Source organism: Paludibaculum fermentans (assembly GCF_051172195.1).
Classification (GTDB): domain Bacteria; phylum Acidobacteriota; class Terriglobia; order Bryobacterales; family Bryobacteraceae; genus Paludibaculum; species Paludibaculum fermentans_A.
Genome location: NZ_JBPJAQ010000001.1, coordinates 5,105,335 through 5,119,941, shown reverse-complemented (window position 1 = coordinate 5,119,941; position 14,607 = coordinate 5,105,335). Strand labels below are relative to the sequence as shown.

The 14,607-nt window shown below is 63.8% G+C and carries 12 protein-coding genes; 4 read left to right on the top strand and 8 right to left on the bottom strand.

Features of this window, described 5'->3' with window-relative positions; genetic code table 11:
• Positions 1-3: 3 nt before the first annotated feature.
• The 3 genes from ACR9Y2_RS20645 to ACR9Y2_RS20635 all read right to left on the bottom strand — a co-directional run bounded on the left by ACR9Y2_RS20645 (position 4) and on the right by ACR9Y2_RS20635 (position 4,673).
• The gene (locus ACR9Y2_RS20645; protein WP_435043542.1) at positions 4-1,605 is read right to left on the bottom strand and encodes a Gfo/Idh/MocA family protein; all 1,602 of its coding nucleotides are present in this window, start codon (positions 1,603-1,605) and stop codon (positions 4-6) included.
• A 104-nt stretch (positions 1,606-1,709) separates the two neighbouring features.
• A complete protein-coding gene (locus ACR9Y2_RS20640; protein ID WP_435043541.1) occupies positions 1,710-2,768 on the bottom strand; it encodes a methyltransferase in 1,059 nt (352 codons plus the stop codon).
• A gap of 102 nt (positions 2,769-2,870) precedes the next feature.
• A complete protein-coding gene (locus ACR9Y2_RS20635) occupies positions 2,871-4,673 on the bottom strand; it encodes a di-heme-cytochrome C peroxidase (protein ID WP_435043539.1) in 1,803 nt (600 codons plus the stop codon).
• A gap of 261 nt (positions 4,674-4,934) precedes the next feature.
• Here ACR9Y2_RS20635 and ACR9Y2_RS20630 point away from each other — a divergent pair, with 261 nt between their 5' ends.
• From ACR9Y2_RS20630 to ACR9Y2_RS20615, 4 genes are read left to right on the top strand one after another with little or no spacing between them, the layout of a single operon-like run.
• On the top strand, positions 4,935-5,594 hold the full coding sequence (locus tag ACR9Y2_RS20630; RefSeq protein WP_435043538.1) for an RNA polymerase sigma factor: 660 nt from the start codon (positions 4,935-4,937) through the stop codon (positions 5,592-5,594).
• Positions 5,591-6,475, top strand: a complete 885-nt coding sequence (locus ACR9Y2_RS20625; RefSeq protein WP_435043537.1) for a serine/threonine-protein kinase — start codon at positions 5,591-5,593, stop codon at positions 6,473-6,475. Before ACR9Y2_RS20630 ends, ACR9Y2_RS20625 begins: the two co-directional genes overlap by 4 nt.
• Before the next feature lie 50 nt (positions 6,476-6,525).
• The gene (locus tag ACR9Y2_RS20620) at positions 6,526-6,885 is read left to right on the top strand and encodes a hypothetical protein (RefSeq protein ID WP_435043536.1); all 360 of its coding nucleotides are present in this window, start codon (positions 6,526-6,528) and stop codon (positions 6,883-6,885) included.
• An 18-nt stretch (positions 6,886-6,903) separates the two neighbouring features.
• A complete protein-coding gene (locus tag ACR9Y2_RS20615) occupies positions 6,904-7,272 on the top strand; it encodes a VOC family protein (RefSeq protein ID WP_435043534.1) in 369 nt (122 codons plus the stop codon).
• Positions 7,273-7,402: 130 nt separating this feature from the next.
• On the opposite strand, the gene ACR9Y2_RS20610 is transcribed toward ACR9Y2_RS20615, so the two are convergent.
• From ACR9Y2_RS20610 to ACR9Y2_RS20590, 5 genes are all read right to left on the bottom strand, one after another.
• Positions 7,403-10,999 carry a carboxypeptidase regulatory-like domain-containing protein gene (locus tag ACR9Y2_RS20610; RefSeq protein WP_435043533.1) on the bottom strand — a complete coding sequence of 1,199 codons (3,597 nt, stop codon included), beginning with the start codon at positions 10,997-10,999 and terminating at the stop codon, positions 7,403-7,405.
• Positions 11,000-11,079: 80 nt separating this feature from the next.
• Entirely contained in the window at positions 11,080-11,550 is a 471-nt protein-coding gene (locus ACR9Y2_RS20605; protein WP_435043532.1) for a hypothetical protein, read from the bottom strand.
• The gene (locus ACR9Y2_RS20600) at positions 11,551-11,841 is read right to left on the bottom strand and encodes a PAAR domain-containing protein (RefSeq protein ID WP_435043531.1); all 291 of its coding nucleotides are present in this window, start codon (positions 11,839-11,841) and stop codon (positions 11,551-11,553) included.
• Between the two features lie 28 nt (positions 11,842-11,869).
• A complete protein-coding gene (locus ACR9Y2_RS20595; protein WP_435043530.1) occupies positions 11,870-12,457 on the bottom strand; it encodes a DUF6931 family protein in 588 nt (195 codons plus the stop codon).
• 4 nt (positions 12,458-12,461) lie between these two features.
• Positions 12,462-14,567: a type VI secretion system Vgr family protein gene (locus ACR9Y2_RS20590; protein WP_435043529.1), complete on the bottom strand. Its 2,106-nt coding sequence runs from the start codon at positions 14,565-14,567 to the stop codon at positions 12,462-12,464.
• Positions 14,568-14,607: the final 40 nt, after the last annotated feature.

Here is a 14,607-nt window from a genome sequence, read left to right as displayed (position 1 = left end):
AGGCTAACCGTTGAGCTTCCAACCGGGGCGGTAATCCCGGCGGAGGTAGTCGTTCGCTTCGCTGGAGTTGGTGACCTTGCCGGTGGCCTGGTCGTATTCCAGCTTCTTGCCCGCGCGGTGCGCAACGAGGCCGAGCAGCATCTGCTCCATCATCGAGCCGGAGTAGTCGAAATCGCAGTGCGTCTTCGAGCTGGTACCGTGCTTGACGTTGTTGTACTTACCCTTGCAGGCATCCAGCCATTCGCGCTGGAACACGTCGCTGCCGGGCGCGCCGATCTCGCGGCCTTCCTTCTGGGCGGCCAGGATCTCGTCGACATTCGTATTGGGCAGGCCGAGCGCGGCGGGCACGTTGCCTTCCATCATCTGGACGGCCGGGAAGCCGTTGGCGCCCACTTCTGCGCTGGGCATGCCGGTGAAGCCGGCGGGCATCGGCCGTGCCGGCGGACGCTGGCCCGACGGACGGCGTGGCGCGGCTTGCGTCACCTGGCCGGTGCCCTGGATCAACGGCAGCTTCTCCGAGGCGCCGCGGCGCTTGTAGTAGGTGAGGTCGCCGTCGTCATTGTTGGGCAGGATGACGCGGGTGGTGAAGTCGGCAAAGATGGAACCCTTGGTGCCTTCAAAGATGGCGCCATTGCCGACGCGGCTGAGGTCGATGTAGCCGCGCGGCGCCTGCGGCTTCAGGCCGCCCTGGTACCACACGATCTCGATGGGACCGCGCCAGCTGTTGGCCGGGTGCTGGAAGCTCGCCTTCAGCTTCACCGGGCAGATGTTGGGATCGTACTTGTCGCTGACTTCCTGGTCGATCTCGATGGCGGACGGAGCGCCGGCGTCGATGGAGTTCCACAGCAGATCCATGGTGTGCGCGCCCATGTCGCCCATCTGGCCCACGCCGAAGTCGCGGTACATGTTCCAGAACAGGCAGTTCAGGCCGTTCGAGCCGCCGAAGTACTGCGGGCTATAGGGGTGATACGGAGACGGTCCGATCCACTGTTCGTAGTGCAGGAAGGATGGCGGCATGCCTTCGGCCACGGGATAGCCGGGGCGCGGCAGGCGGCGGGCATCCCAGCCGTGCACGGTCTTGAGCTCGCCGATGGCGCCGTCGAGGATCAGCTCACGCAGGCGCTCGAAGTTCGGATAGGCATGGCGCTGGGTGCCGTGCTGGGTAGCGATCTTGGCCTTGCGCTTGTTGTAATTGGCGCGTAGCGTGCGGACCTCGTCCACGGTGATGCCCATCGGCTTCTCGCAGTAGACGTGCATGTCACGGTTCATCGCCCAGTTGGCAATGAACGCGTGGTGATGATCGGCCGTGCAGATGATCACCGCCTCGACATCCTTCTGGTCGAGCATCGGGCGCCAGTCGAAATACGGCTTCGCCTTCGGGAAGATCTGAAGCGCTTCCTTCGTGCGGTGTTCGTTCACGTCGCAAAGCGCCACCACGTTCTCGTTTTGAAGGACGTTATAGTGCGCTGTGCCGCGACCCCACACACCGACGAGGGCGACATTCAACTTGTTGCTTGGCGCATTTTGTCCGCGGAGCGTGCCGCTTTTCAAAATGGTGAGGCCGGCGGAGGCGGCGGCCGATTTCAGCAGATCGCGTCTTTGCATAAGAGGAACTCCACGAACATACTACAGGAGCTTCGGGCCTTATGCTGCCCCCCCTTGCCGGGGAGTCCGGCCAGGGAAGGGCTCAAACCTGGCCGTTCCCTGCCCTAAGCGGCCGCCTCTGCTTCGACGATGCCGAGCGGCGATTGGGTCTTGTACACACGCACGAGGCGCAGGCCGGCTGAGGCGAGAAGGTCAGCGAACTCCGAAGCCGTGCGCTCGCGGCCGCCGGTCATGACGAGCATGTTGAGATCCATCATGGGCCCGAAGTCGGGCACGTTAGCTTCCGGCAGCACCATGTCGAGAATGAGCACGCGCGCGCCGGGCGCCATGACCCTACGGATGTTCTCGAGGATGAGCCGTGACTCGGCGTCGGCCCAGTCGTGGAGGATCCACTTCATGGTGTAGAGGTCGCCTCCGTCCGGGACGCTCTCGAAGAAGTTGCCGGGGTGGAACTCGATGCGGCCCTTGACGGGCTCGTGCTGCAGGACCTCGCGCGCCTGCTCGACCACTGAGCCGGCGTCGAACAGCACGCCGCTTGCTTCAGGGCTGGCATGGAGCATGGCGGATAGTAGCTGGCCCTGGCCGCCGCCGATGTCGACGATGCGGCGGTAGGGCGTGAAGTCATACACCTCGAGGATGGCGCGCTGCACCACGCGGGTGAGGTTCGTCATCGAGTCGTTGAAGGTGGCGGCGAGTTGTGGGTGCCCTTTGAGATAGGTCCAGGGATCGGTTTGGAAGGTGGTCTGGAACGCGTACTCGCCGGTGTGAATGGAGTCGATGAAGTTGCCCCAGGCGGCATAGTGCATGAGGCCGAGCTCCGTGATGGCGGTGGAGCGCATGGAGCCGGGGACGTCCTTTCGGAGCAGGTTGGAGAGCGCGGTGGCCTCGAAGCATTGGCCGGGCAGTTCGCGCAGGACGCCGCCGGAGGCCAGGGCGCGCAGCAACCGGTAAAGTGAGGGCGCGTGGGTGGAAGTGGCGGCGGCCAGGTCCTGGACGTCGCGAGGGCCATCGGCCAGGAGATCGGGAATCTCCAGCGTCGCCGCGACTTGTACGGCCCTGGAAAGCCAGAAGCCGGTGATGATCCCCAATACCTGCTGCGCCGCCGCCTGTTGTTCCAGGGCGGCCGCGTCCGCATTGACCTGTTGTACGGTCCCAGATGCCATGATTCGATCTCCTGATTAAGTCGCGCAAACCCGGGCCCAGGGGGATCAAGTCTTCCGGATTAGTTGCAACTGACGTTCGATAAGGGGCGAAGCGCCCCCGGTTTACAGCGACTTCAGGTACTCGATGATCGCCATGCGGTCGTCGTGCGAGAGCAGCGGACCGATGACGCCATTGCGGCGGGGTCCCTCCTTGAACTCGTGGCCGGTGTTGGCGTTGCCGGGCTTGGCGGTGTCGTAGAAGCTGGCTCCGGGGAACTTCGCGGTGTCGTAGCCGACATTCACGGGGTCGTATTGCTTGGTGCCGGTCCAGAAGGTCTTGGGGCGATCGGACTGAGGGGAGAGCAGCAGATAGAGGCTGGGCACGGAGCCGTTGTGGAGGTAGGGGGCGACGGCCCAGATGCCATCCAGGGGCCGGGCTTTGTAGAGCAGGTCGTCGCGGACAGCGGGGTCTTTGCGGTCGCGGCCTCCGGCCCACTGGGTGCGGCGCTCCTCAGTGAAGTAGTTCTTGTCCTTGTCGAAGAAGGCGTCGACGATGCCGTGGGTGACGAGGTTGAGGCCTTCGGCGGCGGTTTTGACGCCCAGCTTGAGGTCGCCGGTATCGGCGGTGCGGTTGCGGAAGTCGACGGCCTGGTGGGGATCGGTGCCGATGTCCTCGATGCGGAGGTCGGTCACCTGGAGGAACCAGTTGCCGAGGCCGTTCTTCCACCAGTAGGTGGGTTGGGGTCCGCCGGGCTTGCCATAGCCCTGGAGGTCGGCCAGGAGTTCGGGCAGCGGCGGGAGGTGGCAGCCCTGGCAGTGAGTGGCATAGAGCGCCCCGCCGCGCACGACTTTCGCCTGGTCGAGCGCCGGGAAGACGGAGGGCCATTTGGGCGAAGTGAGGCCCTGGAATGGGGCGGGCCCGGCCAGGAGTTCCTCCATGTCGTACAGGCCGCGGACGTTGATGGAGTTCTCGAATTTGGCGGCATCGGGCCCGCTGAGCTTCACGGCGGCGCGGACCCCGAGGGCCTCGCCGACGTTGCGGACGAGGGGGTCGGCGATGGAGGAGTTGTACTGGACCCAGTTGAACCAGGAGGCGTCCCAGATCTGTGGGAAGCGCACGGGGGCATTGGATACTGCGAAGTTCTTCTCGATGCCCGTGTCGACGGCGAAGACCTGGTTACCGATTCGGGTGAGCGCGTCGGTGCGGCCGAAGCCGGCCTTGTTGTCGTATGCGTGTACGGCGTCGGCAGCCTTCTTTTCGGCCAGGCCATTTTTGAGGTAGGTCTCCATGCCGGAGCGCAGTTCCTGCTTCTGCTCGGCGGTCGGGTTGGGCCCGAGGACGCGCTCTTCAAAGCGGCTGTAGCGGCCGATGCTCATGGGGAACTTCAAGGTGAAACCGAGTGCCAGGCCGAGGGCCTTCTGGAACTCGGTGACCTCGATCATGGCGGGCGCGCCTTCGATGAGTACGGCGTACTTGCCGTAGAAGATCTCGCCGGTGTGGCAGGCGGCGCAGGTGAGGCCCACGACGGTGGCGGGCTTCTTCGTGGCGGGGTCGACAAAGTCTTTGTCGACGGCAAAGCCCACGGGGAGGCCGTCGGGATTGATGGAGGGATCCTTCTTGCTGGGGACAAAGCCGAAGCGGGCGAGGTAGGGGGTTTCGTGAAACAGGCCGCAGCCGAAGGGGGAGAGGCAGGGCTGCTCCAGGGCCATGAACCATTTGTAGGGCAGAAGGCGCGTACCCTGAGCGGTGTGATGGAACTGGAGGCGCTGCTGATCGCTCCAGTTCTGGCTAACCGCGATCGTTTCGGGCGGCCGCTGCAGGTCTGGCACATTGACGCGGATCTCAGCCAGTTTTGTCTTCACAAATGGCATCGCCGTCAAGACCACGGCTGCGGCTACGCAGAGCAGAATGATCGTCCGTTTCATGTGAGTTTCCCTCCAATGGAAGCCATGCGGCAAGCTGCGCCAGGGGCCGAGGACACGAGGTGCGCATGTTGTCAACGCTGCCACCCAGACGGCAGTAATCCCAGGGTTCCTAGAATAACCCAACTCTCCCGGGCCGTGAAGGCAGACGCAGGAAAGGCAGAAGATGGACCGCTTCGACCCGAAGGAGCAACATGGTATGCTGTTCTGCCAGCGATGCCCGGCGGTCCCTTTCCTTCCACGCATTATTCACTGCTGGTGGATATGCAGAGCGAGCACGCACCGTTGCGGCAGCAGGCCCTGGACCGCTTTGTGGAGGCGTATTGGAAGCCGGCGTACAAGTACATCCGGCTGCGGTGGCGCAAATCACCGGAAGACGCCGAGGACCTGACGCAGACGTTCTTCGTGGACTTCCTGGAGCACGGCCTGGTGGCGCGATTTGATGTGGAGCGTGCGGCGTTCCGAACCTTTTTACGAGTGTCGTTGGACTCGCAGGTGCAGCGGCGTCACGAATCGGAAGGGCGGATGAAGCGGGGCGGCGGGGTCACTATGCTTTCGCTGGATTTCCCCTCGGCTGAGCGGGAGCTGCCGCTGGCGGCGCCTGAGGGCTCGCCCGAGGAGATCTTTTATCGCGAGTGGCAGAGGCAGATGTTTGCCCTGGCCGTGGAAGACTTGCGGAGGTTGGCGAAGGCGAACCGGCGCGAGGTGCACTTCAAGATCTTCGAGGCGTATGACCTGGCAGCGGAGGCGCGGCCGAGTTACCAGGAACTGGGGCTGCGGCACCAGGTTGCGGTGACTACGGTGACGAATCACCTGGCCTGGGCACGGCGGGAGTTGCGGCGGCTGATGCTGGACCGGCTGGCGGGCATCACGTCGGGCGAGAGCGAGTTCCGGAGCGAGGCTCGGAAGCTGCTGTCGCCATGAATCCGCTACCCGATTCGGTGATGCAGCATCTGGTGCGGGTGACGGGCGAGCCGGATCTGGCGGGCACGCCGTACGAGCTGGAATCGGAACTGGGCCGCGGGGGCATGGGGATTGTGTATGCGGCGCACGATACGCGGCTGCAGCGGCTGGTGGCGTTGAAGGTGCTGTATACGGGCGCTCCGGTGATGGAAGAGGCGCGGGTGATCGCGTCGCTGGAGCATCCGGGGATCGTGCCCATCTACGAGACGGGCGAACTGGCGGACGGACGGCCGTTCTATGTGATGCGCCTGGTGGAGGGTTGCTCGCTGGACGCGTACCTGACGCCGGCCGTGCCGCTGTCGGAGCGGCTGAGGATCTTCCAGAAGATCTGCGAGACGGTGGCGTTTGCGCATAGCCGGGGCGTAGTGCACCGGGACCTGAAGCCAGGCAACATCATGGTGGGCAATTTCGGCGAGGTGGTGATTCTGGACTGGGGTGTGGCGCGGCGCAGCGAGTCAGAGGAACAGGCGGGGGTGGTGGCCGGGACTCCGCGGTTCATGGCTCCTGAGATGCTGGCGGGGTTGGGCGACGAAGCGGGCCACAAGGTGGACATCTACTCACTGGGGGCGCTGCTGCGGTGTTCGCTGCCGGAGCATGCACCGCGTGCGCTGGCGGCCGTAGCGGAGAAGGCGATGAGCGCGGCGGCGGGCGACCGGTATGCGGACTGCGCCGCCCTGAACCGCGAGATCAGCCGGTATCTGGATGGGGCGGCAGTGGAGGCGCATGCGGAATCGACGGTGGAGCGGATGGTGCGCTTCGCTTCACGGAACCGGACTCTGTTGCTGCTGCTTGCCGCGTACCTGGCCGTGAGGATTTTCCTGTTTTTTCTGAGGACCTCATAAAGGAACTTCCGCGAACGCGGTATAGGACATTTGCCGGAAGGAGAAGCGAAATGAACAAGCCCGTACTGGGATTGGTGGTCGGTGTGGTGCTGGGGGCGGTGGACGGGGCTACGGCCTGGTTCACGCCCGCGGTAAGGGATCAGATGACGGGGATCCTGATCGGGTCGTCGGTCAAGGGGATGGTGGTGGGCCTGTTGGCCGGATGGTTCGCGCGCAAGGTGCGATCGGTTCCGATGGGCATCGCCCTGGGCTGCGCGCTGGGGCTGCTGTTTGCGTTCCTGGTGGCGCTGGGCGGCGATGAGAAAGGCAACCATTACTACCTGGAGATCATGCTGCCGGGCTTCGTAGTGGGCGGCATCATCGGCTTCCTGACGCAGCGCTGGGGCGACCTTCCGGCACAGAAGGCATAGGGCAGAGGAGGTTTAGCGATGGCGAGACCGGTGCATTTCGAGATCCCCGCCGACAATACAGAGCGGGCGATCGCATTCTACGAGACGCTTTTTGGCTGGAAATTCAGCCTGTGGCCGGGGCCTATGCCGTACTGGCTGATTACGACAGGCCCGGCGGAAGAACGGGGCATCGACGGGGGAATGATCCAGCGGGCGCACCCGGGCCAGGGTGTCGTGAACACGGTGGATGTGAAGGATATCGATGCTTCCGTCGCGACGGCGCTGGCGAACGGCGCGGAGATGGCTGTGCCGAAGATGGCGATTCCGGGGGTGGGCTGGCTGGTGTACTGCAAGGATCCCGAAGGGAACATGTTCGGGATGATGCAGGCGGATCAGGCGGCGGCGTAACGAGGGGGAAGCTGTCAGCTCTCAGCTATCAGCTGGCAGCTTTTTGGCTTGGCACCCCGCGCATTCGGTCGAACAAGGGCCCGGCTCGCCTTGCGGCGTTGCCGGGCCCGTTTGATATATGAACCTCGTTCTAGAAGCGGAACTTGGCTCCGAGCTGGATGACTCGCGGGGTGGTGGCGCTGATGACCTGGCCGAAGGTGGGACTGCTGATGTTGCCGTTGACGGCCGCGGCCCCGAAGAACTGCGCGTGATTGAAGACATTGAAGGCTTCGAGGCGGAGGTCGAGGGCGCGGGTCTCGGAGAGATGCACCGTCTTGAGGAGCGCGGCGTCGAAGTTCAGCATGCCGGGGCCATAGAAGGAGCGGCGGGCGGCCGTGCCCATGGAGCCGAGCGCGGGCAGGCTGAAGAGACTGGTATCGAACGCTGGCCGGCCGTTGCGGGGATCGGTATTGATGGCGAGGTTGCCGTTGCGGACATCGGGGGTGTCGAGGCCATCGGTGTTGATGCCGTTCGGGATTGAGCCGGTGAGGGAGGTGTCGTTGTTGTTGAACATCGTCACCGGCAGACCGGAACTGAGACGCGTGATGCCGGAGAGAGACCAGCCGTCGACCCAGGCATTTCGTTTCGAGAGCAGATGGGGCAGCGGCAGCAGCCAGTGGTAGCTGGCCACGAGATTGTGTCGCAGGTCGAAGGCGGAGAGGCCCTTGCTGAGGGCGCCGTTGATGGGGTTGATCGCTTCCGAGAGGCTCGACGACTGATCGAGCGACTTGCCGTAGGTGTAGCCGATGAGGAGGTCGCCCTGCCGTCCGGTGTGGCGGAGCGACGTTTCCAGTGCGTTGAAGGTGGAGTTGCCAATGGTCTTCTGGTGGGTGAAGCCGGCGAAGTCGGAGCTGAAGGGTCCGCGCGTGCCCTGGAAGACCCGGCCGTCCTTCGCGTAGTAGGTGTTGTTCTCGCCGAAGGGTCCGCAGGTGGCGGTGCCGGGCATGACATCCTGGGGCCGGCTGAGGCTGAGGCAGAGGGCTGCGTTGCCGGGGTTTGCTGCGACGAGGACCAGGAGGTGGTGCGACTGGGAGCCGACGTAGCTGAGGCTGAAGGTGGTGTCGCGGGCCACTTCGCGCTGCAGGGAGAACATGTAGCTGCTGGTGTAGGGCGTGACGTTCTGATTGAAGAAGCCCGGCATATGGGCCACCGGCAGGTAGCGGGACCAGTCGACGGAGGTATTGGGGTTCTGGGCGGAGGCGCCGGGAGTGGCGATGGGCGAGGGGAAGCGCTGGCCCACGTTTTCGCCGGTGGCGGCGATGACGAAGGGGGTCTCGAAGAGCGGGGGCCCGAAGCTGTCGAAGTCCATGCCGTAGGGCGGATTGGCGCTCATGATGCCGGCCGAGAGTCCTTCGATGGCGGTGTAGTAGAGGCCGAAGCCGGCGCGGAGGCTGGTCTTCTGCCCAGTGCCGAAGAGGCGGCCCAGCAGGCCGTTCTCGAAGGAAGGCGCCCAGGCCAGACCGATGCGGGGGGCGAAGTTGTTGTAGCGGGTGGGAGCGAGGGTGGAGGGTACTCCGGGGTCGCCCGGGAAGACGAGACCGTTGGGGGCGTTGGGATAGACGATGGACTGCTGGCCGAGAACGGCGGTCTGGAGTTGGTTGTACTTCTCGCTCCACGGCGGGAGGACGTCCCAGCGGAGGCCGTAGTTGAGGGTCAGGGTGGGATGCACCTGCCAGCGGTCCTGCGCGTAGAGGCCGATGTACTTGTTGCGCGGGTAGAAGTGCTTGGAGTCGCCCTGGGCATAGACGCTGGCGATGCCGAGCAGGTAGTCGGCGAAGTCGGAGCCGGTTTCGGTGCCCTGGAACATGAAGGTCCCGTTGTAGGTGGCGTTGGGGGCGATGTTGATCTGGTCGAAGTGGACGTTGCCGCCGAACTTCAGCAGGTGGCGGCCGAGGACCTTGGCGTAGGTGTCGGAGACCTGGAAGGTGTTGTTGGCCTGGCGGACGCCGGTGACGTTGACGCCGAGGGTGAAGTCGCTGAAGGCGATGTTCTCGATGCCTTCGATCTCGGGGGCCAGGGCGACGATGCCGGGCTGGCCGTTTTCGTCGACAAAGCCCTGGGAGGCGAGCGTGGGGCCGACTCCACCAACGGGCTGGCCAATGTTGTTGGCGGTGCGCATGTAGCTGAGGCGGAGTTCGTTGGTGGAAGTGGGGCTGAGGGTGGTGGTGAGGCCGATGGCGGCCAGTTGGGCGCGGCCCAGGGACAGGGCGTTGAAGCCGGGTACGTTGGCGCCGCCCTGCCCTGTGGGATAGGGGTTGTCGAAGTTGTAGTCGTCTGCGAAGTAGTAGCCGGAGAGAGCGCCCCAACGAGTGTTGAAGTCGACGCGGGCCGCGCCTTTGTCGTCGCCAAGGGTCTGGTCGGCATCGGCGGTGGAGAAGATGTTGGCGCCCTGGTTGGGCAAGGGGATGTAAGGGAGCAGGTTTTTGGCGGGTGTCGACCAGGCAGCCTTGGGGATCTTCGCGTTGGGGAAGACGCATTGCGCAGTGTTGGCGCAGCCGGGCGTGTAGTAAGGCATGCCCGGGGAGACCGCGTAGCCGAGCCTGGCGGCGAGGCGGCTGGCCCAATACTGACCGTTGACGGTGCCGGTGAGGCGGGCGGCGTTGGCGGAGAAGTCGCCCTCGCGGTTCTGGAGGGACGGTACGGAGATGAGGCCGGTGTCGACGCCGCGGGTCATGCGGGTGCCCTGGTAGTCGATGAAGAAGAAGGCGGTGTCTTTGCGGAGGGCTCCGCCGTAGGTGCCACCGAACTGATGGCGGTCGTATTTGGCTCGGGTGGGGGCGAAGAAATTGCGGGCGGCGAGGCTGGTGTCGCGGGCGAATTCGAAGGCGCTGCCGTGGCGTTCGTTGGTGCCCGATTTGGTGGTGACGACGACCTGGCCTCCGCTGTAGTTGCCGTATTCGGCGTCGAAGCTGCCGGTGAGGACGCGGAACTCCTCGATGGAGTCGAGGTTGGGGACAACGGCCGCGAACATATTGAAGGTTTCCTGGACGGAGCTGCCGTTGACTGCGAAGCCGTTGGCGGTTTCGCGCTGGCCGCTGACGGACATGTCGCCGGGGTTGAGGTCACCGGAGGGCGGGGCGCTGGCGCAGCCGGACATCATGACGGCGTTAGGCTGCTTGGCGCTGACGGGGGTGACGCCAGGCTGAAGGGCGAGGAGGTCGGTATAGCTGCGGCCGTTGACGGGGATGCCGGTCATCTTGGTGCCGCGGATGACGTCGCCGAGTTGGGTATTGGCGGTTTCGACCTGGGCGAGAGTCTCGGTGACGACCACGACTTCGCTTTGCTGGCCGAGCTCGAGGGGGACGTCCAGTTTGATGGCGCCGTCGGAGCGAAGGTCGATGCCGGTCTGCTTGAAGGGCTTGAAGCCGGGGTGCTCGATGGTGACTTCATAGACACCGACTGAGAGTACGGGGAAGGCGTAAAAGCCGGCGGCGTTGGTGATGGTGTGCTGGGTGAATCCGGTGGCGACGTTGGCGGCCGTGACGGCCACGCTGGGGATGACGGAGTGGCTGGCGTCGGTGACGATTCCGGCGATGCTGCCACCGGTGGCCGCGCCCGCGGGCGTAAATGTGAGGAGGAGGGCGATTGACAGCAGGTTGCAGATAAGGAGAAGCAGGCGATTGGGATAATGCAGATTAGGGCCGCTAGACAGGGTCCTACATGAGGTATACGGGTATTCAGGCTCCATAGTCTGCAACCAGCGTATATGCAACTGAGTTGCATGTCAAGAAAAGGAGACGCGCCGGCCGGGCGGGCATTGGAAGCGGTTTAGAGGTTGTAGGTACGGACGAAGATCTGCTCGCCCGTGAGGCCTGGGATCCAAAGGCGCAGGCGCGGGGTTCCGCCGGATTGCTTTAGGAAGCCCCGGAAGACATAGACGCTCTCGACCAGTGTGGCCTGGATGAAGACAGCGGGGCGCGGCGCGCGCGGCAACGCCGTGGACTGGTTGACAGCCCAAGCGGGGATGGGGATGCCGTCCACCAGGCATTCTTTCCGCACCCGATGGTAGGTATCGGCCGGCAGCCAGAAGCCTTCGGCCGTTCCGCTGAAGCCGTGTTCCAGGAATCGATACAGCATTTCGCCTTCCCGCAGGAGCACCTTGGCGGGCATGCCATCGAAGGCAGCGCGAACGGTGTCCGGCACGGAACGAGCGAAGTCGAGGCCGGCGTTGAGGACGGGCCGTTCTTCGGGTTGGACTGCCCCGGCGGAGGGTTCCAGTTCGGGTGTGAGATCAGCCAATCAGCCCACCAGCACCGTAAAACAGCCGAGGACGATGCTGCCGCCATGGGCCGTCATATCGCCGATGCGGGCCTGCGGCATGCTCATTGTCAGAACGGTGAAGGAACCGAGAACAATGACGTCGGGGGGACCGACGCAGACGGCCATGTCAGTGACGCGAGCCGCGGGCAGGCCGCCAATGAGAACGGTGACCGCGCCGGGCGGCAGGATGGGGCCGCCGACGTGAGGAATGATGCCTGTCACCATGGGACAGACATGCATGTCGGTGATTCTGGAAGCGGGCATTCCCATGATCGTGAGCTCCCCTCGACTGCCGGCTTCAGGGCGCCGGCTCCCATAACTTGATCTTACGCGCAACTTCGACCCCTTGCGCAATGAAGCTGCGAAATGCATTGGCGGCGCCTTGCGGGTCTCCAGAGAGAGCCGAAAAGGTGACGGCGCCGGCGACCGCTCTGGCGGTGCTGTGCTCGGCTGCCTCCACGGCAGGCGCCTCAGGCGGCGCAACGCTGCCGCCGCTGAAAAAGACGCTGAGGGCGGCGCAGCCGGCGGGTGTCCCGAATTCCGCTTTCTCGGCCGCGGCCATGGCGGCGCGACGGTGGGCGTCGGTGGGTTGGGCGATCCACTTTTCGGTGGCGTCGAGGGCGGTCTTGATGACGGGCGGCGGAGTGGCGCCGGAGGCGCGCCGGGCGCAGACCCAGGCCCACCAGATGGATTCGCGTTTGGGGAGTGAGAACGCGAGGAACTTCACGGCATCGGGAAACTCGCCCGCGGCCACTACTGCGTCGATGAAGTCGGGCCCCGTGATTTCGGGGGTCGCCAGTTGCGCAGCGGTTTCGCCCAATTCGGCCACCTGGCAGAGTTCGGCAACCGTCTTCGGAGGCTTCCCGGATTGAGGTGCAGTGCTCATAGAATTAGTTGATCATCACGATGCCGCCCTTTTCCATCAGCATCGCATCACCGTTGATTTGCGTCATCAGGCCCTTCACCTGGACCTGGATCTGACCTTCGATCTTGATCATCATGCCCTTGATGGTGACGCCCATCTGGTCCACCTTGATACTACTCTGCCCGACCTTCAATTCAATGGACTGCATGGCCTCGGTTTCGGCTTTGCCGAGGTCGAGCTTGGTGGTCTGGTTGCCCATTTTCAACTTGGTCGACTGGTTGCCCATGTCGAGGGTGTTGGTCTGGTTGCCCATTTTGATGTCGAGGGTCTGGTTGCCCTGTTTGATGGTGGTGGCCTGGTCGGCCTGAATGGTGATGGTCTGCTTGCCGAGTTTGATGGTGAAGGTCTGGTCACCCTGTTCGATGGTGATGGTCTCGTTGCCTTCCTTGATCGTCTTGGTCTCGTCGTTCTTGATGGTGGTGATGCGGTCATGATCGACGTTGCGGGTCTCGTCGTTCTCCACCTCGGTGAGGAGATCCTTCTCGGCGTGCAGGAAGACCTGTTCGCTACCCTTCTTGTCCTCGAAGCGGAATTCGTTGAAGTTCTCGGTGCCGCCCTGCTTGGAACTGCGGCTCTTGATGCCGCTCTGGGTCTTATTATCGGGCAGGGTGTAAGGCGGCATCTGGTCGGCGTTATAGACGCTGCCGACGATGATCGGCCGGTCGGGATCGCCTTCGATGAAATCGACGATGACTTCCTGGCCGATGCGGGGGATGTGGATCATGCCCCACTGCTTTCCAGCCCAGGGGGTGCCGACGCGAACCCAGCAGGAGCTGTTGGCGTCCTTCTGGCCGTCGCGATCCCAGGAGAACTGGACTTTCACGCGGCCGTACTTATCGGGGAAAATCTCCTCACCGGAGGCACCGACCACGACCGCTGTCTGAGTGCCGCGCACAGTGGGCTGCGGTGTGACCTGGGGCGGCCGGTAAGGGATGGCCTGGGGCAGACAGGTGAAGGAGTTTTCGTAGGTGAACGACTCCATATTCGCCTCGGTGCCCATGGGGTGGCTGGCGGAATGCTGAACCGAGGTCAACACGTAGACGCCGTTGTCGGAGAAGTGCTTGTCGAGGGTGAACTTTGACCCGGCGGCCAGGTTCTGGCAATTGCTCTCACCTTGAATTGTGAGGGCATTCACCGCTTCGGACTGCATGCGGATTTCGGCGGTGCGGGTGTTGTCGGTGAAGATCTTCTGGAGATTGGAGGCCTGTTCACCGCCGGTCTTGGAGATGCCGTCAAAGCGCTTGGCGTAGCCGCCGGGGTTGTCATAGCGCTCGAGGACGGAACCACCGGAGATGTTCAGTTTGTGGCTGACGGTTCCGGCAGAGGCGGTCTCCATGATGGTCTTAATTGCTTCGAGGTTCTGGGCCGGAATTTCGAAGGTGTAATCGCGAAGGGTGGTCTTGCCGGTGCGGATCTCCTGGGACTTGGACCAGACGTGAATCCGGCTATCGGCGCGGGTGCCGCCCTGCACTTCCTCATAGATGATGGTGGTGGGCGCGGTGATATCGGTGTGCTTGGCCGGGGAGTTGGCCACGATCATCTTGTGGTCGTCGGCGGTGTGTTTGAAGAAGTACCATATTCCTTCTTCCTCCATGAGGCGTGAAGCAAAGGCGAAGTCGGACTCGCGGTACTGGACGCAGTACTCACGCGGCTCGAAGGTGCCGACGAGTTGGAACTGGGCGTCGGCGCCAAGCACTTCGCGGAGGATGTCCGGTACGGACTTCTGCTGGAAGATGCGGCTGCGTTCGACGCGCGTGAGCAGCCAGAACTTGGGTACGACTTCCAGGGAGAAGTAAGCGGTGTCGTAGCTGCGGTGCCCCTGGGTGATGCGGGAGACGATGCCGTTGTAGTGGCGTTCGCTGCCATCCCCCAGGACCATGCTCAGCGTTATTTTTTGCCCCAGCAGCCGGTCGAAGGCAAGGTCCGCCACGGGCGTGACATTGGCTTCGATCTCCATCCGGAAGAGGGAAGAGATGGCTTCGCTCATCTGGTAGGCTTCAGGAAGTAGGAAATCCGCACCCAGTGGGGTGGTGAGTTTCAGTGGCCAAGCGCCTTGAACGGATGATGGCATTTCCTTGCTCCTTTCGATTCTGTTGATCTGGTCCGGCTAG